This window comes from Pseudomonas bijieensis (assembly GCF_013347965.1).
In the GTDB taxonomy this organism is placed as follows: domain Bacteria; phylum Pseudomonadota; class Gammaproteobacteria; order Pseudomonadales; family Pseudomonadaceae; genus Aquipseudomonas; species Aquipseudomonas bijieensis.
The window spans coordinates 2,497,389-2,521,542 of record NZ_CP048810.1; the positions used below are offsets into that span (position 1 = coordinate 2,497,389).

The window sequence follows — 24,154 nt, forward strand, 5'->3', positions numbered from 1 at the left end:
AGGCGACCGGGTTTGGCGACCCGATCTACAGAGAGACTCATCAACTTTCGAGGCTCTGCTTATGACCAAATACATGCCAATCACCGGAATCGACTGCATCCCAGCCACCCTGCTCATCGACACCGAAGCCCCGCTCGATGTTCTCTTCGAAACCGCCGACTACCGCATCCGCACGGTGACCCAGTTACTGGAAAATATCGCGTTCCGTTCGGATATCAGCTCCGATACGGTGGTGCTTTCAGACTTTTGCAAGATGCTGACAATAGCGTTGCGTGATGGGTGTGATGTGATGGACGTGATTGGGAGGCGGTTGCGGGCACAGGCAGCTGAATAATGAAAACGGGCGACCTCTGGGTCGTCCGTTTTCATAAACATGGAAAGTACAAAATGATTGAGACTTTTACAGAGTTTGACCCCGCGGAATACCTCAGCACTCCAGAGGCCATTGAGGAATTTATGAGAGATGCCCTGGAAACCGGTGATGCAAACTATATCGCCAAAGCAATGGAAGTGGTCGCACGCGCCAGGAAGCACATTATTAATAGCGCACAGCCCCTTAACGCTCATTCAGACCACAGAGAATAACAAAGTCTGAAATCGGCATTTCCACACTACTCTCTTCCCCTGAGCCAAGAACATCTTGAACGACAACCACATCTTTTAAAAAATCAAATTCAATATCAAAGCAATTAAATTCACACTGCCTAGCTAGAATTTTATCGGAGCCAGCTCTTTGCTGAAGAGCCTCCTTTAAAACCTTGCGAACATGGGGACTTAATTCTTGAACGATAAACCGCTCAACCAAACCGTCGTTGACCATAGTCCCTCCATCACTTTGGAAGCGAAAAGGTGCTAAAAAGGGGGACTGCTAAAATGGGCACGCCAAACATGTTAAGTAAGTGCCATTCAAATCTATCCCCTTTTCCCATTTTCTTTTTTTATTTGATAACATGGTCTATCCCCACCCCACTTTAAACTTTAAGCACAACAGAGAAATCCGCCCCCAGTTCTTCTCTCAACATCATGACTAACCGCTCCCCCTCTCGCCTAAACTCACGCTCCAACTTCTCACTCTTAAACCCGGAGTTTGGTGGATAATCAGCATCCAACGTCTCATCATAAATGGCGGCCCATTTTAATATTCTCACCTGAAGCTCTTTAGAGATAGGGAGTTCACAAGGATCCATATCCCGATAATCACCAGGCAACATATTCCAAATAGGAAAGCACTGATAATCCGCCATCAGTTTTATATATTTCACTAACCCGTACTGAATAAGGTTTACACCTTCCAATCCACTTTTCAGGAGGATGAGGCCATCCACTCAACATCAAAATCGACTAATTGGGCTTGAAGTCCCGTTTCATGCTCAAACCAATAATCGAATCCTTCACCTTCATTTTTTTCCAAGAATAAATAATACCCACCGGTGCCTCCATCGCGATCATCATCAACAAATATTTTCCAACCTAGATACTCACCACTAACAACTACACCCTTTCGAATTATAGACATAATTACATCCTAATCCACGTAGGGAACATGATTATTAGATATATAACTTCCAGTCACAGGATTTTTAACTCCAAAATGCACGTGCGGAACTCCTGGAGCGTGTGCTCCTGATATAGATCCTGAATCGATACGGAATTCTCTTGTACCATCCGCGCTATGGAACACACCAGAACCAGGCTTACCGATTTCCCTATACCCAGGACCCAGATATTGCTGTCCTGCTGATAGAGAATTCGGGGACAGACCACTATTAAAATACTAGACTGCTACCGGTCAACCCCTAATCGTGGTCTGTCCCCGTTTATTCGGTTTGACCCTGAGGGATCCTTTCCCTCTCAATCACATCTGTAATCATCTGGAATTTTTGGCCACGACGGGTGTTTTGCCAGAACATCAAGATCATCATATATATCCCTAAAAAAATTTGAAAGATCTAGAAATCTCGTGCGCCCTAAAATTATTGCCACAATCAATCCAACATCATCTTCTCTCTCTAGTGACTCCAAAGCCTTAGCAATGCATTTCTTGCCTTCTTCGAACCTTTCTAGAAACTCAGCATCCCAATTCAAGCTATAATCAGCAACCCAATCTGCTCCCTCGCCCCCTCCTTCCTTCGCTTCCATCAGCTTGACAATTACGCCCTTTAACTCTTCCAAATCGCTCATCTCAATTTCCTCCCAGCCGCCACAGCTTTTTTTGTCTCATCTGCATTTATCGAGCCATCCAAACTCAATACAAATCTCACGTTACCAAACCTATCAAAAACCTCCAAATGATCATTATGTATGATTATCCAAAGACAAATACAAAGACAAATAACGGAGACAGACCCTGAGGGGTCGATTGCGGCTCTGACCAATTACCTCATCTTCCTGATAGGGCTACAGGCGCGTGAAAGCAAATTGGAACAGCGCTATCAAAGCAACAGTCTTAAAGATCGGCGAGTGCTTTCGTTGTGGCGTTTAGGGCTGGAGTATTGGCGTTGCTGTACGGATTTTGGCGGACGAGAGCATTTAGAAAAACTGGAGCAGGCTCTGCGCGATGAGGTGCATCATCAGGCGCAGAGCTTGGAGTAGATTTGTGGGGATCCCTCAGGGTCTGTCCCCGGTTCCCCCGGTTCCCTTTCAAATCTGTCCCTTTTTTTCTTATCTCTATCGTATTTCTAAAAAATTCAAATCTGTTTCTCTAACTTTCGAAGACTTTAAAAAAGATATAAATCTGTCCAATACCATCTGAAGGCTATTATTAAATTCTGAAGGAACTAAACTAAGCACATCCTCTAACTCACAGCAATCCATCACCAATCTACTAAGCTCTGGAGAGATACCCTTCTCTCTCAGAATTCTCGAATTCCTTGGTGAAAAAAGAAGCCTTTCAGCCTCTTCCAGAGACATCGTGCCATTTTGCACAGAAATCAATAGCCCTATCGACAAAGCAGATAAAAATCTAGCTGCCTCTTCAGCCTCAAAAACTTCCAATACTAAAGACATATCTTTCATTTAGTTATTGCTCCAACCGGGTTTAGTCTTCACATTAAAAACCTTTCCACTCTCGCTCTGAAAATAATGAACCGAGACTCTAGATCCATCCGAAGAGAAGCCATCCTTATAGACTTTCGTCCATTTACCTGGTTCAACCTTACGTAAGTCATCTAGGACGGCCATATTATTCACAACATTTTTTGTCGTCCCACCATTTTTTTCCCGAAAACCTTCTGGGTACTGAGGAGCTTTCCTTATTGATTCGTATACATTTCTAATTCCAGAATTTTTATCGTCTCCCCCTACAATACCGACCTTAACCCCGGTTGTACCACCCTTCCCCCCAGCAGTCGACGAGAACAGATCCGTCCCCGGATACAGCGCATCCAAAGCAACGTCCGTCAGCAGCCCCACTACCTCGCCATTTTCAGACCGCGACTTCTCTGCAATGCTGGTATTAATGGCTTGCTGGTTATTCTGTGCGGACAGCCAAAGTTGTATCGAATGCGCAAAACTGCTTTCGCTACCGGAAACCCTGACCTCCTCCAGCAATTTCTCATTTGCAGGAATCTCGTCTGCTAACTGCTGCGTAACGTTCGCGCACCCTGCTGGGTTTTGTCGGCAGTACTGTCCAAACTCTTTGTTGCGGGTAGCATCAAGATTGTTGTAATAATCCCGGATGGACTGGCACTCGGCTGGCGACGTGCAAGCATTCAGCTTCTGTTCTCTTTCGACCAGTTCCGCGTGAAACAGATAGTTGTAGGTGGTCGCGTTCTCGGCAATCTTCGAGCCTGTATCCAGATCGCCTCCGACCGCAGCTGCCGCCAACAAACCCGTTAGCTGCGACAGCACCACTTGCAGCTCGTCGTTCCCGTTCGCAATTTTGGTCATGCCGGGAATCAGCGCTTCGTTCAAACCAGCGGCGACCGCACCTGTCTTGAAATCACTCCCCGTCAGTTCAGCCAGTAGCCCTCCCATGATCGCGTGGGCAACGATTTTCTGAAGGCCGCCATCGGGGAACTTGATGGTATCGCCAACCCATTTGAATCCCGTGGCCATGGCCACATTGCCGGCCTCCCCCAACAACGCCGCCCCCAGGTTGTCACCAAAACTGCCGCCCCCAATGGCAGTTGAGATTCCACTAGAGAGCACCGCACGGCCACCCGTTCGGATAGCAACATCGGTGAAGTTAGTGCTGGTAAGCAGGTTGGCGTTTTTTGGACCTTGCGACGCGGCGGAGAACCAATTGCTGTCCGCATAATTGAGTACGCCAGCGGTAACCCCCGCAATAGCGGCCCCCTTCAGGCTGTCCGAACTAAACGTTTCCTTAAGCGCAGCCCCCAGGTTGCCTTTATTGTTGATGGTGCTGGTTACCGCAGTAGTCGCCAGACTGGTGGCAACAGCGCCACCGGCACCAGCGCCCACCACGCCCAGCCCTGCCGGCCCCATAACGAACGACATCAAAATGGCAATGATGAGCTGCGAAGCAGGACCCAGCCCGGAATTGTTGTACTTGAACGACTCGTGAATCTCTTTCACTTGCCGCCAATCCACATCCCCCCGTGCTTCGGCCTCTTTCAGCCAGGCCAATTTCGGATCGGCCTTGACCATCGCATCGATGGATTGGCTGACCGTTTCCTGATTGACCTGCTTGACGTCGATTTGGAGGCCATCGACGGCTTTGATCATGATGTTGCCAGCGGCCACCATCTGGGTCTGGCGCAAGGTTTCGTCAGTGTTTCCTTTGCCTTTGGACGAGACCCAAAAAGCGCTGTTGTTGGTTTTTTCGTGGGTTTCTTGATGGAGGTCTTTCACCCCTTCGAAAGTAATCGAACCGCCGCTCTGCACCGTAATGTCATCGCCACTGTTCAGCTTCGCAGCCTGATAATGCTGGTCACTCCCACTGACCAACGTCAGATCCCCCCCGGTGGTGATCTGACTGCTCACATTAGTGACCTTCGTGACCTCATCGTGCTGAGTCTGCTTTTTCCCCCAACTACCCTTTTTCTTTTTGTCATACAGTGAATAATCACTGTCTTGTGCAGCCAGCACCCCAAGTTTCTCGCCAGCCACAAGATAAGCTTCGTCGCCCGCGCTAATGCGGCTGGAGATAAGCGCCAGGTCCTTACCTGCGCTCATCGTGACATCCTCGCCAGCGCTGATGGAACTGCCGATCTGTTTGACGTGGTCTTCCTGGATCGTGACTTTTTTCGTCTTGGAGTAAAAATGGGTTTCATCGGCCCCGGAGGAGACTGTCATATCTTCTCCTGCGGCCAGCGCGACATTGCGATCAGCGCTGATCTGACTGGCGACGGCGTTGAAGTCTCGGGCGGCGCTAACAATGATGTCGCGACCCGCTTCCGCGCTCGAACCAAACTGCGTCACCGAGCTTTTGCGAGCACCGATATTGCTGGAGCTTTCCTGTTGTGCCGAGACAATGCTGGCATCCCGACCGGCATCGATCCGGGTATCGCGACCACTGACCGTGACGCTGCCAATATTTTTATAGTCCCGACCGGCGCCCATGTTCAGATCATTAGCAGCCTCGATGCGTGCGGCGCTGTCCATGTAATCCTGCCGCCGGCTGTAATTTGCAGTGGTAACAGTGCGCTCATTGACGATGTCCCCCGACACCGTATTCATGCTGATGTCACGCCCAGAAATGATGCCGCCAGCGGTATTGACTATAGTGTTGCCGGCTAGCAAATCGAGACGGTTTCCGGCTTCGATCAATCCACTGCTGGCGATGTTTTGGCCTGCCATGGCGGACAGGTTGTGGGTTGCCCGGAGCGTACCAGCGTTGATCAGATCTTTACCGGCGATCAGCGTCACGTCCTGACCGGCAATTAATGCCCCAGTAGGTGCCAGGCGGTTGTTGGCCTGAGCCAGGTAGAGCACCGGCACCAAGACTTTTTCTCCATTCACTTCGTGCTCTTCGAGCCAGACGATGTCGTGAGTCAGCGCCGCGACTTGCTCTGAAGTCAGCGTTACGCCCATCGACAAACCGAGTTGCTGTTTGCTGGCGATGGCATTGTTCATCAGGTACTTGAACATCGCGTCGTCGGAGGTCTGGCCGTCAATGAAGCGCTGGCCGGTGCGAGCGACGACCGCTTGCTGGATCAGGCGCTGTTCGAATAGGCCATCACCCAGACGCTTCTGGCTCTCGTCGGGGTTGTAACCCAGGTTGGAGAGCAGGTAGTCCGAGCTCATGAACTGTTTCAACTCGGTCAGCACCGGGTTGGTTTCGATGAGGTATTTCTGCGGGTTGGATTGGAACGAGGTGTCCGGCAGTCCCTGAACCCGCTCGAGTGTCTGACTGGCCACTGGGGCAACGGCTGCTGTATTGCCCACGAACGGGACGACGTTGGTCGCCGGGTTCCCGCTGGAGCCATCGACGTTCACGGTCCCTACTTCGGTGATGCCGCCGGAACCGCTGTTGCGGCTCGGCATTGGAAGGGAGTGGCCGGTTTCGACGGGGGCGCTGACATTGAGCGCACTGGCGCTCACATTACCGTTGTTGGTTTGACGACTGATCAGGGCCAGTTGCCGATCAGTGGTTGCCACCGGGGCAACAGCACCGACCTGAACGCTTCGAGCCTGAGTATCAGGCAGGTCTTGTTGGCGCTGGGCAGCGCTGATCGAGGCGCTGCTCATGCTCCAGTTTTGTGGCCCGCCGCTGGCCAGGGTTACCTGTTGAGCCGACCCACCCTGGCCGCTCAAGCGAAACAGGCCGTTTTGCCCCGTTGGCAAGGTAAAGCCAGGCAAACTCAGTGGGTTGACTTGCTGCTGGGCAAGATCAGGAGGCAGCTGACTGTTGATCCTGACCACGGTAGTCCCGGTACCGTTTGCCCTGGTATCCGCGACTTTGTTCGCACCACCGGCAGTGTTGTAGTCCTGATGGATGACACTGTTCTGCAGATCCTGGGTGGCCGAGATCGAGACATTGCCACCCGCCTGGACAACGGCGTTGCGACTGCCGACCGTACTAACGGCCCCGGAACTGTCCTTGGCGATTTCGATGTCACTGAGCAACTTGTACTGGTCCAGGTTCGGCAGCTCAAGCAGGTTATTCGGATCGTACTGGGATGACATTGACGTTTCGAAGCCATACTTCAATCCGGGCAATACAATGTTGTAACCAAAGCGAGCGCTGACAACTGCTCCGGTTTCACTGTCCTTGAGAGACACTACTTCGTACGACTCCCCCTCTCGTCCGCCCTCTCTCTCACGGCCAGATTTAGGTATGGCTTTGTGAATGCCACCGTCCAGGTCGAGGTAATACACATAAGGGAAATCAGGGTTGTTTCGTTGGTTGTAAGGCGTCAAGACATTGGTAAAAAACCGGTCAGTATTACCGTCACTCATGCCCGCGACCTGATAACTGCGCGTGCGCTCGATGGTCCCATTCTGTGCGCCAATGTTTTGAAAACTGTCAGCCGTGATATTGATATTGCCAGCAGCGCTCACGGTGCTTTTGCTATTGAGAAAAGACCCGCCCTGAAAAACGAAATCCTTACCGGCGAAGAGCTGCGCGGAGGCACTGGTGTCGTTGTCGATGCTTTCGAACACCTCGCGAGCAGCCAATGTAAATGTGAAATAGTCCCCCCGGCAGTCGTTACATATATTGGCGATAAAACCTGAGATCAGCTTGCGGCCACCAGAAGCCACTTCGCCCTCGGTACGATTCTGAAATACATCAGCGTTTAACGTGAATGCGCCACCACTTTCCATTGCGCCGGAAACGTTGTGAACACCAGCAGCTCGTGCGGCTGCGCCATAACCACCGATTACAACATTACCAAGCCCGTATAGGTTCCCCTTTTGGTTGGTGAAGTCAGCGACGCCCAGCGTCATGTCAGCGCCGCTAAATACCAGCCCACGATCATTGAGCAGCGAAGGGGTTTTCAGAGTGAGGTTCCGGGCGGAACCCAGCGTTCCATAATTGACGAGGCTCCCGGCCTGAATGGTCAGGTTTGCATTGGAAGTCAGACGCCCAGCATTGGTCAGTTGTCCGCCGATGTTTACCGTAGAGTCACCGCCACCGGCGATGCTGGAAGCCGCATTCAGATTCAGTTGCGCCGCCGTCAAGGCAAGACCACCGAGGCTCGACATTCGTCCGTTGCCACCGTAGTTGCCGCCCAACGTTAGGCTAATGGAGCCATCACTGGCAATCAGCCCCTCGTTGCTCCAGTTGACCCCGCTGCCCACCAGACTGCTGGATGCCAGCAATTGCCCAGTGCTGGTCTGGCTCAGGTTGTTGACGTTGACAGTCAGCCGCCCCGCCTGGATCACGCTGCTGTTGGTCCAGCTATCGGCAGTCAGCGTCAGCCCCCCGCGCGTGACAAGGCTGCCACCGGCGTTGGTGATGTTGGCCGTGGAGATGTCAAAGACGCCGCCGCCCACATGCAACAAGCTGCCGCCCAAGTTCTGGAAGCTCGTGGCGTTGAGGGTCAGGTCACTGTTGGCGGTTTCCAGGGTGCCGTTACGGTTATCGAACAGCCCACCGATCTGGAAGTTGGTCTTGCCACTGCTGCCCAAGGCACGCAACTGACCGGTCTGGTTATCCAGGCTGGCGGCTTTGATCGCCAAGGTACTGTCGCTTTCGATGATGCCCAGGCGGTTGTTCAAAGCGCCGCTCAGGTCCAGATCGATCTGGCTACCCGCGATCTGACCATCGTTATCACCACTGTTATCGAAATTGGCGCCGGTGACGTTGACCTTGCCCTTGGCGTACAACCCACCGTTGCGGTTGTCGAAGTTGCCGGTGATGACGGTGGCGTCGCCGGTCTGTGCGGAAATGCGTCCGCCGTAGTTATCGACTCCGCCCCGTGCGGTCAGGCTCAGGCGTTGGGCCTGGGTGATGCCGCCCTGGCGGTTGTTGTTCAGGTCGTAGCCGTTTTTCAGCACGCCGGTCAGTTGTGTGGTGAGCAAACCTTGCAGGCTGGCAAGGACGCCGCCACGGTTATCGAAATGGCGGCCCGTTACGGTCACGTCGCCGGCCTTGGCTTGGAGCCGGCCGCTTTGGTTGTCGACATCGCCACTTACGGTGAGCGTCAGATCACCCTGGCTTTGCACCACACCCTTACCGTTGCCAAGACTGGCCGCATCGATTTGCACGCCACCGTTCTGGCTGTAGATCAGGCCATCGGCGTCGTTCTGCACGGCGCCGGTTGCGTTCAAGACCAACAGATCATTAGCCGCGACAGTGCCGCGATTGCGGTTGTCCAGGCCGCCGGTGAGCAAGGTCAACAGACCTTGGCTGGCGAGTTGGCCGCCCTGGTTGTTGATTTGCGTGGCGCGTTCGACCCGCAGCGGGCCGACGCTGGCGATCTTGCCGTTGGTGTTGGTCAGGGCGCCGAGCAGGTCCAGGGTCACGGCGGCGTTGCCGATCAGGTTGCCGCCGCTGTTGTCCAGGGAGGTGCCGGTGAAGCTCACGGCTTTTTGCGCGTTGACGGTGCCGCCAGCGTTGCCCAGGGTCATGGCGTTCATGACCAGGGTCGCGCCGCTGTCGATCAGGCCGCCTTGGGCGTTGTTCAGCAAGCCGCCAGTGACGGTCAGGGTCTGGTCGCTGCCGCTGGACAGAATGCCGCCGCTGTTGTCCAGGCTGGCGGCGCTGACGGTCAGTTTGTTCTGGCCGACCAAGGCTCCGGCACCGCTGTTGAGCAGCGCTCCGCCGAGGGTGACGCCGACGTCACCATTGCGGCTGGAAAGCGTGCCGCTGTTGCGGTTGTCGAGGCTGGTGCCGTTGACCTGAAGCCCTTGCCAGCCGGAGATCAAGCCGTTCTGGTTGACCAACGTGCCGCCGTTAAGGCCCAGGCTCTGGCTGCTGATCAGCTTGCCGCCCGTGTTGTCGAGGGTGCGCCCGGCCAGGGTGAAGCTCTGGCTGCTGGAAACTTCACCGCCCTGGTTGTTCAGGTCGCGCAAGCCATTGAGGGTCAGCGGACCTTTGGCGGTGATCAGGCCATTGCGGTTGTTCAGGTCATGGCCGCCGAGGTTCAGCGTGAGGGCTTTCTCGCCCAGCAGGCGACCGCCGTTTTGGCTGAGTGCCGCCAGGGTCAGGTTCATGTCGCCCTTGGCCGACACTTCACCGCCGTTGCTGGAGTCCAGCGAATCGGCGTCGAGGGTGAGATTCTCCTGGGCATTGATAAGGCCATTGGCGCTGTTGTTCAGGGCCATCGCGTTGAGGACCAAAGCGCCGCCCGCCAGCACGCTGCCGCCCTGGTTGTTCAGGTCGCCGCTGTTGAGTGTCAGCCGTTGCGCGGCGCTGATCAGGCCTTGAGCCTGGTTATCCAGTTGTCCAACCGTCGTCAGGTCGAGGTTAGCGCGACTGGTGAGGGTACCGCCGTTGTTGTTCAGGCTTTGCGCCCGGGCGTCGAGGGTGGCCGCGCCGATCATGCCTTTGACGTTGTTCAAGGCCTGGGCGATGCGCAGGGTCAGGCCCTGGTTGCTGAGCAGCCGGCCGGTGTCGTTGTTGAGGTTGTTCGCCGCCAGGGTGAACGCCTGGGCGCTGGAGATTTCGCCGCCCTGGTTGTTCACGCCGTTGAGGTTGTTCAGCAGCAACGCGCCGGGGGCGTTGATCAAGCCGCTCTGGTTGTTGAGCTGGCCATTGTTCATGTCCAGGCTCAGCGAAGTGTTGCTGAACAGTTGACCGCCCTGTTGATCCAGGCCGGAAACCGATGCGGTCAACGCGCCTTGGCTGCCGATGCGTCCGCCGTCCTGGTTGGTGACTTGGGCAGCCGTGAGGTTCAGCGTGCTGCCACTGTTGAGCCGCCCCTTCTGGCTGTTGTCGAACGCACCGGTGGTGACATTCACCGCACCTTTGCCGCTGATGTTGCCCTGCTGACGATTGTCCAGTGCCGCGCTTGTGAGCAGCAACGCACCGTCGGTGACCAGTTCGCCACCCTGGTTGTCGAGACGCCCCAGGCTGTTCACGGTCAGGTCCGCCGCGCTGGACAGGCTGCCGCCGGTGTTGGTCAGGTTGGCGGCGCTGACATTCAGCGTGCCTTCGCTGCTGAGCTGGCCTTGGGTGTTATCCAGATCGCGGCTCAGGCTGACGCGCTGGTTCTGCTGGCTGACCAGGTAACCGCCGCTGTTGTCCAGGGAACCGCCATCGAGGCTCAATTGAGTCTTGGCACTGAGCAGGCCTTTGCTGCGGTTGAGCAGTTTGTCCACGGTCAACTTCAGCGCTTGCCCGGCGAACACCTGGCCGCCGTCGCTGTTGTCGAAGTTCTGGCTGACCAGCGTGACGTCCGCGTTGCCCGACAGTTCACCGCCTCGGTTGTCGAGATCGTCAACGTCGAGATCCAGCGCTTTTGTCGCGCCGATCAAACCGGCCTGACGGTTGTCGAGGCTGGCGGCTTTCAGCGTCAAGGCATCGGTGCTGATCAGCGCGCCCTGGCGGTTATCGAAACTGTCGAGGGTGGCATCGAGCCCGGTCTTGCCGGCGATATTCCCGGCACGATTGTCCAGACGATCAGCAACCAGCAGCAGCGCACCGTCGGCAATCAACGAGCCGCGCTGGTTGTCGAGAACGGTTGCCACATTCAGATCGAGACGGTCGCGACTGCTGATCAGGCCATCGCGGTTGTCCAGGCTGTCGCTGCGACTGTCCACGGACGTTGCCGAGATCACGCCGCGGGCGTTGTTGAGTACCTGGGCGGTTCTCAGCACCAGGCCTTGGTTGCTCAGCAATTTACCGCCACTGTTATCAAGGTTTTGCACCGCCAGCGTAAAGGCTTGCTGGCTGGAGATTTCACCGTTCTGGTTGTTGACGTCCTTGAGGTTGCTCAGCAGCAACGCACCCGAGGCGTTGATCAGGCCCGCCTGGTTGTTCAGTTGGCCCTGGTTCATGTCCAGGCTCAGGCGGGTGTTGCTGAACAGTTCCCCTTGCTGTTGATCCAGCCCGGTGACCGAGGCGGTCAAGGCTTGGCTGCTGGCGATGCGGCCGGCGGCGTTATTCACCTGCGTGGCGTTGAGCTTGAGGGTATTGCCTGAGGTCAGGCGCCCGCCCTGGCTATTGTCGAAAGCACCGGTGGTGATTTGGGTTGCGGCGTTGCCCGAAATCAGGCCCTTCTGGCTGTTGTCCAGGCTGGCGCTTTTGAGGGTCAGGGCGGCATCGGTGCTGATGGAGCCACCCTGGTTGCTCAGCCCGCCACTGCTCACGATCGACAACGCCCCGGCGCTGCCCAAGCTGCCAGCGGAGTTATCGAGGCTGCTCGCGTTGACGCTCAGTTCACCTTCGCTGCTGATCAAGCCTTTGCTGTTCAACAGTGCGTTATCGAGAGTGATCACCAGGCCGTTGAGGCTAGCGAGCGCGCCATCGGTGTTGTCCAGCGTGCCGCCGCTGAGCGTCATGTTGCCTTGAGCGTGGATCAACCCCTTGCTCTGGTTGATGAGTTGAGCGACTTTCAATTCCAGATCGGTGCCGGCGATGAGTTTGCCGCCAGCGCTGTTGTCCAGCCGTTGACCGCCAACCTTCACGCCAAGCCCTGCGGACAATTCGCCCGCCCGGTTATCGATCTGCCCAACCTGCAAATCCAGCGCTTTTGTGCTGCCGACCAAACCGCCGTTGCGGTTATCCAGTGTGCTGCCGGTCAGGCTCAGGTTGCCTTGGGCCACCAGCGCACCGCCCTGTTGTTGCAGGGTATCGATAACGGCAGTGAGGTCGGTTTGGCTGGAGATGCGCCCGAGGCCGTTCTGCACTTCGCCGGCCTTCAAGGTCAGCGGACCTGCGCTTGTCAGCAGGCCGCCGCTGTTGTCCAGACGCGAGCCTTCGAAGTAGGTGCCAGCCTTGCCGGCGATGATGCCGTTGCTCCGGTTGTCCATCTGATCAACCGTCAATTGCAGCGTCTTGTCGGCACGGATATTCCCGCCCCGGTTGTCGAGCGAATCGCTGTGCAACGTCAGCAGGTCATTGCCGGACAGGCGACCGCTACGGTTGTCGAGGGCGCCGGTTTGCAGGTCGAGTGCGCCTTTGGCCGCCACTTCGCCCAGGCCCTGATTATTCAGAAGACCGCTGATGCGCGCGGTCAGGGTGCCGTCGCTGATCACTTGCCCGCCATTGCTGTTGTTCAGGCTGGCCGCCTGGATATCCACGGCCTTGCCCGAACCCAGCACACCCTGGCGGTTGTCCAGCGCACCGCCGAGGGTAATGTTCAAAGCGTTGTCGCCCAGGACTTGGCCATTGCCGTTATTCAGCGCCATCGCGTTGAGCCGGGTCAGGCCCGCGCTGGAAATTTCGCCATTGAGGTTGGTCAGGGTCCCGTCGACATTCACGGTCAGGTCGGCATCGCTGCCCAGGGTACCGCCGCCGTTGTCCAGGCTGGCGGCACGTACCTCAAGGCCATGGGCCGAGATCAGGCCTTTGGTGTTGTTCAAGGCCTGGGCAACGACCAGATTGAGGCTTTGCTTGCTGGCAATCGAACCGGCGCTGTTGTCCAGGCTCGTGGCGTTCAGGCTGAAGGCCTGGTCGCTGGAAATCTCGCCGTCACGGTTGTTCACTGCTGCGAGGTTTTTCAGCAGCAGACTGCCTGGGGCATTGATCAATCCGCCCTGGTTGTTCAACTGCCCATGGTTAAGGTCGAGGGAAAGACTGGTGTTGCTGACCAATTGACCGTTCTGTTGATCCAGACCGCTGACGCTGGCATCCAAGGCTTTAGCGCTGGCGATGCGACCGCCGGCGTTATTCACCTGGCCGGCCTTCAATAGCAGCGTATCGCCGCTGATTACGCTACCACCCAGGTTGCTCAGGGTTGAGGCGCTGTCGATGGCCAGTGCGCCGATACTGGATAGCTGACCGGCGTCGTTGTTCATCTCGGCCGCTTTGACGCTGGCCGTGGTGTCGCTTTTCACACTGCCCTGGGCGTTGAGCAATTGACCGCGCAGGTCCAGATTCAACCCTTGTCGGGCATACAGCGATCCCTGGCGGTTATCCACTTGACCCGCGTTGATAGTCAGGGCGGTACGAGTGGAGACCAATCCTTTACTCTGGTTGATCAAGCGTTCGAGCGTCAGGCGCAGGTCGCCATAGGCAATCACTTTGCCGCTGTTGCTGTTGTCCAGTTCGGTGCCGGTCAGCGCCAGGACACCCTGGCTCGACACTTCGCCGCCTCGGTTATCCAGCATGCCTACGCTGAGGCTGGCGGCCTGGGTTGTGGTGACGACGCCGCTCTGCCGGTTGTCCAGACTCGCCGCGTTGAGGGTCAGCAGCCCGGCCGATGACAGCAACCCGGCCTGGTTGAGCAACTGCGCCGAGATGCTTGCGGTGAGCGCGCCGTCACTGAGCAAGCGACCTGCCGTGTTATCCAGCGACCCGACATTCAGCTGGACGCTCTTGCTTGCGGTAAGCCGCCCGCCTCTATTGTTCACCCGGCCACTGGCATTGATATCCAGTCCTTGCCCCGCCGCCACCAAACCCGCAACGTTATCCAAAGACGCAACGCGCAACTTAACGTTACTCAAGCTGTTGAGTTCGCCGCTGCTGTTGTTCAGTTGCCCGACATGGGCCGTGAGGTTGCCATTGCTGCTGACCAGGCCCTGAGCGTTGATGAGCTTATCGGCGGTGACATCCAGGGTGCCGCTGCTCAACACCCGTCCCTTGTTCTGGTTGTCCAGGGTCGCGGCTTTTACCGTGCCGGTTTGTCCAGCGCTCAAGGTCCCGCCCTGGTTGCTCAACGTCTGTGCAACATTGGCCGTCAGGTTGCGGCTGGCAATAACGCTGCCGCTGTTACCGAGGTTCTGCGCCGTCAGGCTCACATCACCGGTTGCGTTACGGGTGTTATCAGCCTTGACCCCGGCTTCGATGATGCCGTTGTTGGTCAACTGCCCACCCGCGTTCAGGGTGATGCTGTCCCGCGCCGCGAGGGTTTGCTGGTTGCTCAGGTTGCCCTGGGTCTGGGCGTTCAAGGTGGTGCCAGCGTAGACCGCGCCCTGGGCGTCGAGGCTGGCGGCTTTGACGTTGATGGCGCCGCTGGCCGAGGTCTCGGCCAGGCTCAGGCGGCCGTTGGCATCGAGTTGGATGTCGCCGCCGCTGGCGATCAGTTTGCCGTCCAGCTTCACCCCGACGCCGGCCTCGGTGCCCACCAGTTTGATGGCGCCCGCGTACATGCCGCCCAGGGCCGAGGAGTCGATGGCCAGTTGTGGTTTGGCACTGCCGTCGTCGGCGCGGGCAGTGGCGTTGAGGGTGTCGGCGTTGACGTCGTTGCGCCCGGCGACGATGGTCAGGTTCTTGGCCTGTATCTCGGCGTTGATCTTGGCGCTGCGGGTGATGATTTCGAAGTGATCGACGTTGTTGGCGTTGAGGCCTACGCCTTCAATGGCAACGCTGCCCTGGTCGACTTGATAACGATCCAGCCGGCCGTTTTCCACGATCGGTTTGCCGGTGCTCAAGGTCACTTTCGGGCTGTTGATAAAACCGCAGCCGTTACAGGTGATGCCGTAGGGGTTGGCAACAATCACCCGCGCCGATTGCCCCGCCACTTCGGTGTAGCCACGCAGTTGGCTGGGGTTGCCGCCGTTGACTTCGTTGAGGATGGTGGAGGCGGCCACGCCGTTGAGGTTCGGGTTGCCGAGGATGATCCCGCCCAACTGCGTGGACTGGGTGCGGGCGGTGGCGTTGTTGAGGATCACGCCGTTGCTGCCGACGTTGTAATCCGTGAACTGGTTGTGAGACAGGCCGTTGCCATTGGGCCTGGCGATATTGACGATGGGTACGCCGTTGCCCGCCCGATCGAGGCCGGTGCCCGGCGCACTGACCACGATACCGTCGGCCTGGGCCCACATCGGTTGCCAGAACATGACGTTGGCCAACAGGAACGCCAGGCCGCGCTTGGGCATGCCCCAGAACTGCTCGCGGGGTTGCAGGGCAGCGGAGGGTTGGCGGGCCAGGAAAGTGTATTGGCGATCGTCCATGTTCAGGTCTCGTTGCAGCAGAATTTGTTTAAAGGAGTACATCCACGCGGAAGTAGATCGGCGCTTCGCGCTCGGTCAGGGCGTCCGGACGTTCCAGGGAATGGGCAAAGGTGACGCTGGTGTTCAGGTGCTCACCGCGGGCGAACAGCTCCAGCGAGTTGCTCGACATGCGCCCGTGCTGGTCGCCGTTGTAGCGATCACCACGAATCACGCCCTGGTCATAACCGAGGCTGGTGCCGTATTCGCCAAACACCGGGCGCAGCCATTCCAGCGTCACCGGGCGGCTCCAACGCAGGTCGTTGCGCCAGTAGCCACCGCTGTCGCCGGACAGGGATTGGTCCTTGTAGCCGCGAATCGACGACTGCCCGCCCAGGCTCATGCGCTGCGGACTGAACAACACGTCCTCGCTGCGTTGGCCAGTCATCAGGCTGCTGAAGCTGAACGATTCGCCCCACACCTGGAACGGTTGCAGATAGCTGAGGGTGGCGGTGTATTTGCGGTAACGGGCATCGGCCTGGCCGGGCCCCGGATCGTTGTCACTCTGGGCATCGAAGACACCGATGCCTTGCTGCATGCCCAGGTCAAGGTTGACGAAGGCGCTGCCGATGCGCCGGCCATGGTTGATGCCGAACTGCGCTTCGCTGAGACGGTTACTGCTCACCGCCAGCTTGCTGTCTTCGATGAAGTTGTTGGTGCGCAGGTAAGCCAGGCCGGTGTTGAGAGAGGTCTTGCTCAGGGCGTCGCGATGGATCACCCGCTCGACCCGCAACTGATGGTTCTGGCTGTCGCCGGTCTGCTTGAAGTTGAAACCGTTGGCAGGGATCTGCGAGCGGTACTCGCTCTGGCTGTAGGTGTAACTGACGTTCCACCAGCCAAACGGCAGGTTGTAATAAAGCATGGCGTTGCGCGAAGTGTGCTGGTGATCGGTCATCCCATCGTGGCCGCCGCGCAGCATCAACTGGTCGGCCAGGCCCAGCGGGCTGTCCCACTCGAAACTGCTGCCCCACTGCTGCTCGCCCGTGCTGCGCTGGCCGTCGTTGCTGCGCGACAGTCCAACACGCCAGGGCTTTTGTGGATCATTAGTCACATGGACTTCACTGCCGCCGACATTCTGCCCGGGGGTCAGCTCCATCTTGGCCTGATTCGATGGCAGGCGGTTGAGCTGGTCCACCATCTGCTCAATCTCCCGCAGGTTGACCAGATCGCCGGTCGCGCCGGGAAATGCCATTGCCAACTCTCGGTCCGATAGCTGGCTATTCTCGGCGCCCTTCAAACCTTCGAGCCGCCCTTCCACCACCAGCACGCTCAAATGCCCGCCGGACAGGTCCTGCTGTGGCAGATAGGCGCGGCTGGTGACCAGGCCCTTTTCGATGTAGTGGTCGGTGATGACTTTGAGCAGTTCGTTAAGCTGCGGCACGCCCAGGCATTGGCCGATGTAGGGCTTGAGCAGTTCCTCGCGCTCGCTGGCGGAAAGGCTGTCGGCACCCTTGAGCTCGATGGTCTTGATGGGGAAGCAACGGGTATCGACAGGTGCGCTCGGCTGGGTCGGCTTCGCCTCCTTGCCGGGCAGGTCCTTGAGTTCCTCCAGGCGACGGCGCTGCTCTTCGAGCAAACGGTTCTGGCGCTCGCGGATCAGGTCCGTGTCACCAGGCGTGGGGGCGGCGTGAGCCTGGGTGAGTGGAGAAAGGCACAGCAAAGCCACGCACAACCTCGCCCAAAAGGCGGGTGAGGACATGTTCGATCCCTCGAGCAGAAAGTGACATCAAAATAGTGGCGCGATATTAATGAGCCATCATTTTGACGTCAACTAAATGGATTTGGCTTTGAGGCTATTGCTGGAACCATTCGTCTGAAATCAGATCGCTCCGGTACGGAGGTACGAAAGGTCCCGAGGCATATCTGTAAACCTCCTACAAAACGTACCAGCAGCACTCGTCCACGGTTTCGCGCTTCAGCTGTAGCCCTCGTCCATCCCATAAAAAAACCGGACTCAAGGTCCGGTTTTTTATCGAAAGGGCTATGGCGCCCGCCTCAGAAAGCGGGGTTTTCCTGCTTAGCAGAGGTTTACGACTACTTGTTGGCCTCCTCGACTGCCTCCGTATTCTGAGGACCGAAAGAGTATTTCAGGGCCCGTGCCTTCATGGTGCGCGGATCAGGTAAACCTACGGTTTCCGGGTTCGCGAAACCGGTGATCCCGTTGCCGAGCGTGGGATTGATCGCATCGAACAGGAAGCTGAAACCTTGTTTCAGCGAGCTCTGGGCGATGCCGTGACAGCCCATGCAGCCGCCCATGGTCAGACTTTGAGTGCTGTGGTCGTAATCCGGCACTTTGATGTTCGGTTGGTTGCGGGCATTGGTTAAGGTGTTGTTATTCGGGATGGGGAATACGTTGCTCCCGCGAAACAGCTGGATTCCCGGCTGACTGCTTTCGACCATGATATTGGCCAGGTAATAATCCGGGTCGGTTTGAGTGCTCGACGGGATGGCCTGCACCCCTTTGAGCTGATAGTGCTTCCAGACCGAATTGTTGAATTCGCTGCTGCCGTCCATCAGTTGCTTGACTTGGTTGTTCACCGCCTTGACTTCGGAATGCATGGTGAGCGGTTGCACGACCCGGATCGGGCCGGCCTGCCCTTCGGGGATCCCGTTGCTGCCGGAGTAGACCGGCGGATTAAGGGACGCGTTTGCGACAGCACCCTCCTTGGGCAGGGAAACCGTATAGGTCTTGTTGCCGTCAGAGAAGGTGGCGCTCGGCGGCCTGGCTGAATCGAGGCCGGGGTAATCGATCTTGTTGTAGTTGGCGATGTAGTAGAGTCCGGTCGGCGATTTACCGTCGGCCAGCGTCAAGGCATCTTCGTGCTCGAACGTGGCAAAGATGAAGGTCGGGTAGTTGGGCGTCTTATGGATGATGTGCAAGGCTACCAGCGCATAGTCTTCGTTCTGCGCCACCGGGTCACTGTCGAGGCCCTTATAGGTCACCACCGTCGCCGTATGGTAGCGCGCGCGATTCTGTGCCGGGATGTCTGCCAGCTTGCGCCATGTCGCCTTGACCTCCACCGCGCCGTCGGGCAGCACAATATTATCCGGGAAGCTGCTCAGGCCTTTCGCATACTCGTAGACAACGGGGTTCGCCTTGGCCTCGAACAGGATCTGACTGTCATGTGAAGGGGCATAGTCACCCCTTGCGTCTGTTGTCTTCGCCACATTTGGAGGATTAACCGGGAAAAATATGGCGTTCTGACCGATTTGGGTCGCTTCGTCCAGATTGTTGTAATGATTAAAGGTAGCGCCTGGCGCCAAACGAATACCGTTGGGGAATTTGATATAGCTGTATTGCGGGTCAGAACCAAACGGACGCGTCGGACCACCTGCAGTGTTTTTTTCTGGTCCCGCTGGAAACAACTCGGTGCGGTGGGCGAAGGTTTGCCACAACAAGGGGCTTGGAGATTGTGGCACCTTGCCCGAATCTGCAAAGCTGCTGGCAGGGTTGCCGACGCCACGGTTGGCCGGCAACGGCGCCTTGGCCGTATTGTTCAGTGCGAAAAAGCTCCGCCAGGCGAAAGTGGCATAGTCGGTATGGCTGAGGCCTGTGGCCAGGTCCGACGGTAGTTGCGGGTTGCGTACGGTTAGATCGTTTTCGGTAATGCCATAGGAAACGCCCAATCCCGAGGGATAGGCAGAACGCCCGGAAAAAGCGAAATAGGGCGCCCATTTGAGGCCATCGGTTGAATAAAAAGTAGTGGCGCCACTGCTGATGAACAGGCGCTCATTGACCATCGCAGCGCTGTTGAGGAAGCCCTTTTCAGGTATACCGGTCAGCCCCTGCTTCGCACCCCAGTTACCACCCCGGTCATAAGTGCGTTCGAACAGGCCGCCGTTAAAAAAAGTGTAATAGACCCTCAAGTCACCGTTATAGACCACGGGTACCAGGTTCAAGATCGTGTCGGCGGTTTCCTGAAACGCTGTTTTTTCCGGACTCCACTTAAGGCCATCGTAGGTCACGTAGTAAACAGCCTTGCCGCCGTTTTCGTTATACAAAACGAACAACTGGCCGTTGTACACGACGGCTTTGTTATTCAGGGCGGTATGGCGAGTATTGATCGAATCAACAGGTGACCAATTGATGCCGTCGTCGGAACTGATGCTCTTTAACTGTTGGCGCGGGGCGTCGGCAAAGGTCAGTACCAGTTTTTGCTTGAAGACGGTGGCGGAGACGCCACTGTAGATGTTATCGACCGGGATGGGCTTCGGCGCGGACCAGACCTTCCCCTCTGCTGAAGAGGAAAAATAGATATTTTTTTGATCATTGTTGCTGGCCCAGAACATGTAGACCTTGCCCTTGAACGACTGCACCACGGGGACAAAGTACGATGAACTGTAGCGCACCACGCTCGTTGAAGAGGGTTTGCCACTTGAGGCATCTGGATTATCAAATACATTGACTTCGATCCCCACGCCTTGTTGCGGCGTCGCAACAATCACACTCTCCGCATAGGCCGAGGAGATAATAAATAAACCACACAAGCACAACATCAGCCGACTGAGTATTGCTTTAACGCTCATAGATTCATTCCTTGAGTGAGTGGCTACTCCAGGCCATACGTGTGCCTGGGTAATTATTCCATTGCTAAAGCGTGATCGATACCGACAGCGAAGTGTCCAGGTTCAACTCACCTCCGTTGTTATTCGGGGATACGCATGGGGTGGAAGGCATCGACTGCAGGCACGCTCCGTGTTTTGCAGCGGATGTGCGGCAGGCGCATCCTCCATGGTAGTCGACTGTTTAATATCGGCTAGGAGAACGCCAAAAAAGACCTCAAGCGGTGGCGACTCAAGATGAACTTTCCAGCCAACCCGGGCCTCAACCCATTACCTGCCCAACAAGGAATATGAGGCCCTGCCATGAAAACCCTCTTGAAACTCACCTTGGCCGCCACCCTTACCTGCGCCCTGCCCGCCTGGGCCTGCACCCCCGAGGAAGCCACCGCCAAGCGAGAGCAACTGGCCCAGGAAGTGAGCAAACTCACCGAGCAGAACCCGGCCAAGGCCAAGGAGATCAACGACGAGTTGCAGAACATGGACCTGAAAACCGCCAGCAAGGATTTGCCGGACAAGTGCCAGTTGATCGATAAGCGTCTGGAAGAGTTGAAGAACGCAGAGAAGAAGGCTGGGTGATCAGCCAAAGCCGCACAACCCGCTTTGGTGGCGAGGGGATTTGTGGGAGCAAGGCTTGCCCGCGATGAAGGCGATGCGGTCTTTCAGAAATCGAGGCGTCTGTGTCGAGAGCAAGCTTTGCTCCCACAAATCTGCCTCGCCACGGGGTTTTGCGTCAGATTCAGTTACCCATAAAAAAACCGGACTCAACGTCCGGTTTTTTATCAAGCACTAACGCCGACTCACTCAGCCGCCGGTGCCTCTGGTTTGCGGCGCTTGAGCGGGGCCATGCCGTCCTTGCTGACCAGCGATGGAGCGTCGCTCTTCGGGCGGTTGGCGGTCTTGCGCTTGGTCGGGGCCTTGGCGCCGGTTTTCTTCTTGTCGCCCTTGGCGTCGACCTTTTTCTTCTTCACGCCAACAGCCTTGCCCGAGGCCTTGACCTTCTTCGGTCCGCCGTAGGTGCCTTTGACTTCCTTGATGGTGCGGCGCTCGAAGCTCTGCTTGAGGTAGCGCTCGATGCTCGACATCAGGTTCCAGTCGCCGTGGCAGATCAGCGAGATCGCCAGGCCATCGTTACCGGCACGACCGGTACGACCGATGCGGTGCACGTACTCGTCGCCGCTGCGGGGCATGTCGAAGTTGATGACCATGTCCAGGCCTTCCACGTCCAGGCCGCGGGCGGCGACGTCGGTGGCGACGAGGATTTTCACCCCGCCCTGTTTGAGACGGTCGATGGCCAGCTTGCGGTCCTTCTGGTCTTTCTCGCCGTGCAGGACGAACGCCTTGTATTCCTGGGCCACCAGGCGGCCATAGATACGGTCGGCCATGGCCCGGGTGTTGGTGAACACGATGGCTTTTTCGTAGGTCTCGTTGGCCAGCAACCAGTTCACGATCTGCTCTTTGTGCTGGTTGTGGTCGGCGGTAATGATCTGCTGGCGGGTGGTGGAGTTCAGTTGGCTGACCGCGTTGAGCTGCAAGTGCTCGGGGTTGTTCAGCACCTTGGCGATCATCTCGCGCAGGCCCGAACCGCCGGTGGTGGCGGAGAACAACATGGTCTGCTGGCGGTTGACGCATTCGTCCACCAGGCGCTGCACGTCTTCGGCAAAGCCCATGTCGAGCATACGGTCGGCTTCGTCCAGCACCAGTACTTCGACTTCCTTGAGGTCGAGGTTGCCGGCGTTCAACTGCTCGATCATCCGCCCTGGGGTGCCGATCAGGATGTCCGGCACCTTGCGCAGCATGGCGGCCTGGACCTTGAAGTCTTCGCCGCCGGTGATCAGGCCGGACTTGATGAAGGTGAACTGCGAGAAACGCTCCACTTCCTTCAAGGTCTGCTGGGCCAGTTCACGGGTCGGCAACAGGATCAGGGTCTTGATGCTGACGCGGACCTTGGCCGGGCCGATCAGGCGGTTGAGGATCGGCAGCACGAACGCGGCGGTCTTGCCGCTGCCGGTCTGCGCCGTCACCCGCAGGTCACGCCCCTGGAGCGCGAGCGGAATGGCCGCTGCCTGCACCGGCGTTGGCTCGACAAATTTAAGCTCGGCCACGGCTTTGAGCAGGCGTTCGTGCAGGGCGAATTGGGAAAACACGGGTGCTACCTCGAAGAAATGCAAAAAAACAGCTGCATAGGGTAACGGTTTCGAGCGCGAAGGCCGAGTTTCTTTATACAAACGGCGGTAAATCAGTGCATTTTTATCAGCCGTTATTGCATCAACGGTCACTTGAGCAGGCTTAAATGCTCTAATCGCCACGTCGCATCTTTATAGAAGAACCGTTTCGTCCATGGACATCAAACAACTCTGGGTCAACATCCAAGACCTCTGGGGTGCCCTTGACCAGCACCCGCTCCTGCATTCCAGCCTCGCCCTGGTGTTGCTGCTGGTCATCGCCCTGGTGCTTGGGCGCGTGGCGCGCTACCTGATTTTGCATGCCGCCAAGTTGCTGGGGCGCCAACCGGCCCTGAACTGGGTCAACGACCTGCGCCAGAACAAAGTGTTCCATCGCCTGGCGCAGATGACGCCGTCACTGATCATCCAGTTCGGCCTGCACCTGGTGCCGGAACTGAGCAAGACCAGCATGATTTTCCTCGGCAATGTCGCCCTGGCTTTCACCATCTTGTTCATGGTGCTGAGCCTCAGTGCCCTGCTCAGCGCCATGCTGGATGTATACGCACGCACCGAACATGCGCGTACCCGTTCGATCAAAGGCTACGTGCAACTGACGAAGATGGTGCTGTATGTGTTTGGGGCGATCATCATCGTCGCCACCCTGATCGACCGTTCGCCACTGTTGTTGCTGTCGGGCCTGGGTGCGATGTCGGCGGTGATCCTGTTGGTCTACAAGGACACCTTGCTGTCGTTCGTCGCCAGTGTGCAGTTGACCAGCAACGACATGCTGCGGGTCGGCGACTGGATCGAGATGCCTCAGGTCGGCGCCGACGGTGACGTGGTGGACATCACGCTGCACACGGTCAAGGTGCAGAATTTCGACAAGACCATTGTCTCGATCCCGACCTGGCGCCTGATGTCCGAATCGTTCAAGAACTGGCGCGGCATGCAGCAATCCGGTGGACGGCGGATCAAGCGCAGTCTGTTCATCGATGCCAGCGGCGTGCGTTTCCTGCACGACGAGGAAGAGCAGCGCCTGACCCAGGTTCGCCTGCTGACCGACTACATCGGCCGCAAGCAAGCCGAACTCAAGGCCTGGAACGAGGCCCAGGGCAACGTCGCGGCGATGTCGGCCAACCGTCGGCGAATGACCAACCTGGGCACCTTCCGCGCCTATGCCCTGGCGTATTTGAAGAGCCACCCGGAAATCCAGCCGAACATGACTTGCATGGTCCGGCAGATGCAGACCACCGCCCAAGGCATCCCGCTGGAAATCTACTGCTTCACCCGCACCACTGCGTGGACCGACTACGAGCGCATCCAGGGGGATATTTTCGATTACCTGCTGGCGGTGATGCCGGAGTTCGGGTTGAACCTGTACCAGCAGCCTAGCGGCATGGACCTGCGCTCCGGGCTGCTGCCGGCGGTGCTGGGGGCGAGCCATCTGCCGGAGCCGCAGAAGCAGGTGGTCTGACCCTCAACCATCC

At 57.3% G+C, this 24,154-nt stretch carries 12 protein-coding genes and 2 pseudogenes; 5 read left to right on the top strand and 9 right to left on the bottom strand.

Features of this window, described 5'->3' with window-relative positions; all coding sequences use genetic code 11:
* The first annotated feature begins 61 nt into the window (after positions 1-61).
* Positions 62-334 (top strand): hypothetical protein, encoded by a 273-nt coding sequence (locus GN234_RS10760; RefSeq protein ID WP_176688447.1) that lies wholly within the window; start codon positions 62-64, stop codon positions 332-334.
* A 53-nt stretch (positions 335-387) separates the two neighbouring features.
* Positions 388-528: pseudogene (locus tag GN234_RS10765) on the top strand (helix-turn-helix domain-containing protein); the annotation flags it as partial.
* 28 nt (positions 529-556) lie between these two features.
* On the opposite strand, the gene GN234_RS10770 reads toward GN234_RS10765, so the two are convergent.
* The 4 genes from GN234_RS10770 to GN234_RS10785 form a co-directional block, all read right to left on the bottom strand.
* Positions 557-820 carry a hypothetical protein gene (locus tag GN234_RS10770; RefSeq protein ID WP_176688448.1) on the bottom strand — a complete coding sequence of 88 codons (264 nt, stop codon included), beginning with the start codon at positions 818-820 and terminating at the stop codon, positions 557-559.
* Positions 821-971: 151 nt separating this feature from the next.
* Positions 972-1,325, bottom strand: coding sequence for a hypothetical protein (locus GN234_RS10775; protein WP_233459543.1), 354 nt, complete (start codon positions 1,323-1,325; stop codon positions 972-974).
* Positions 1,304-1,516: a hypothetical protein gene (locus GN234_RS10780; protein ID WP_176688449.1), complete on the bottom strand. Its 213-nt coding sequence runs from the start codon at positions 1,514-1,516 to the stop codon at positions 1,304-1,306. Before GN234_RS10780 ends, GN234_RS10775 begins: the two co-directional genes overlap by 22 nt.
* Before the next feature lie 335 nt (positions 1,517-1,851).
* Complete coding sequence (locus GN234_RS10785) at positions 1,852-2,181, bottom strand: hypothetical protein (protein WP_176688450.1); 330 nt, start codon at positions 2,179-2,181, stop codon at positions 1,852-1,854.
* Positions 2,182-2,358: 177 nt separating this feature from the next.
* Here GN234_RS10785 and GN234_RS10790 point away from each other — a divergent pair.
* Positions 2,359-2,592, top strand: a pseudogene (locus GN234_RS10790) (IS4 family transposase); the annotation flags it as partial.
* A gap of 75 nt (positions 2,593-2,667) precedes the next feature.
* Here GN234_RS10790 and GN234_RS10795 read toward each other — a convergent pair.
* The 4 genes from GN234_RS10795 to GN234_RS10810 form a co-directional block, all read right to left on the bottom strand.
* Positions 2,668-3,015, bottom strand: coding sequence for a DUF3969 family protein (locus GN234_RS10795; RefSeq protein ID WP_176688452.1), 348 nt, complete (start codon positions 3,013-3,015; stop codon positions 2,668-2,670).
* Positions 3,016-15,906, bottom strand: a complete 12,891-nt coding sequence (locus GN234_RS10800; protein WP_176688453.1) for a two-partner secretion domain-containing protein — start codon at positions 15,904-15,906, stop codon at positions 3,016-3,018.
* A gap of 28 nt (positions 15,907-15,934) precedes the next feature.
* Positions 15,935-17,641: a ShlB/FhaC/HecB family hemolysin secretion/activation protein gene (locus tag GN234_RS10805; RefSeq protein ID WP_176688454.1), complete on the bottom strand. Its 1,707-nt coding sequence runs from the start codon at positions 17,639-17,641 to the stop codon at positions 15,935-15,937.
* A 335-nt stretch (positions 17,642-17,976) separates the two neighbouring features.
* Positions 17,977-20,469, bottom strand: coding sequence for a sialidase family protein (locus tag GN234_RS10810; RefSeq protein WP_116831711.1), 2,493 nt, complete (start codon positions 20,467-20,469; stop codon positions 17,977-17,979).
* A 339-nt stretch (positions 20,470-20,808) separates the two neighbouring features.
* Here GN234_RS10810 and GN234_RS10815 point away from each other — a divergent pair, with 339 nt between their 5' ends.
* A complete protein-coding gene (locus tag GN234_RS10815; RefSeq protein WP_109755818.1) occupies positions 20,809-21,081 on the top strand; it encodes a hypothetical protein in 273 nt (90 codons plus the stop codon).
* 221 nt (positions 21,082-21,302) lie between these two features.
* On the opposite strand, the gene GN234_RS10820 is transcribed toward GN234_RS10815, so the two are convergent.
* Positions 21,303-22,649, bottom strand: a complete 1,347-nt coding sequence (locus GN234_RS10820; protein ID WP_109755819.1) for a DEAD/DEAH box helicase — start codon at positions 22,647-22,649, stop codon at positions 21,303-21,305.
* Between the two features lie 193 nt (positions 22,650-22,842).
* Here GN234_RS10820 and GN234_RS10825 point away from each other — a divergent pair, with 193 nt between their 5' ends.
* Positions 22,843-24,141 (top strand): mechanosensitive ion channel family protein, encoded by a 1,299-nt coding sequence (locus GN234_RS10825; protein WP_109755820.1) that lies wholly within the window; start codon positions 22,843-22,845, stop codon positions 24,139-24,141.
* The last annotated feature ends 13 nt before the right edge of the window (positions 24,142-24,154 follow it).

Bases quoted from the DNA above. Each gene is read 5' to 3' on its own strand.
- GN234_RS10760 (WP_176688447.1), top strand. From the start codon at position 62: ATGACCAAATACATGCCAATCACCGGAATCGACTGCATCCCAGCCACC.
- GN234_RS10770 (WP_176688448.1), bottom strand. From the start codon at position 820: ATGGTCAACGACGGTTTGGTTGAGCGGTTTATCGTTCAAGAATTAAGT.
- GN234_RS10780 (WP_176688449.1), bottom strand. From the start codon at position 1,516: ATGTCTATAATTCGAAAGGGTGTAGTTGTTAGTGGTGAGTATCTAGGT.
- GN234_RS10785 (WP_176688450.1), bottom strand. From the start codon at position 2,181: ATGAGCGATTTGGAAGAGTTAAAGGGCGTAATTGTCAAGCTGATGGAA.
- GN234_RS10795 (WP_176688452.1), bottom strand. From the start codon at position 3,015: ATGAAAGATATGTCTTTAGTATTGGAAGTTTTTGAGGCTGAAGAGGCA.
- GN234_RS10800 (WP_176688453.1), bottom strand. From the start codon at position 15,906: ATGGACGATCGCCAATACACTTTCCTGGCCCGCCAACCCTCCGCTGCC.
- GN234_RS10805 (WP_176688454.1), bottom strand. From the start codon at position 17,641: ATGTCCTCACCCGCCTTTTGGGCGAGGTTGTGCGTGGCTTTGCTGTGC.
- GN234_RS10810 (WP_116831711.1), bottom strand. From the start codon at position 20,469: ATGAGCGTTAAAGCAATACTCAGTCGGCTGATGTTGTGCTTGTGTGGT.
- GN234_RS10815 (WP_109755818.1), top strand. From the start codon at position 20,809: ATGAAAACCCTCTTGAAACTCACCTTGGCCGCCACCCTTACCTGCGCC.
- GN234_RS10825 (WP_109755820.1), top strand. From the start codon at position 22,843: ATGGACATCAAACAACTCTGGGTCAACATCCAAGACCTCTGGGGTGCC.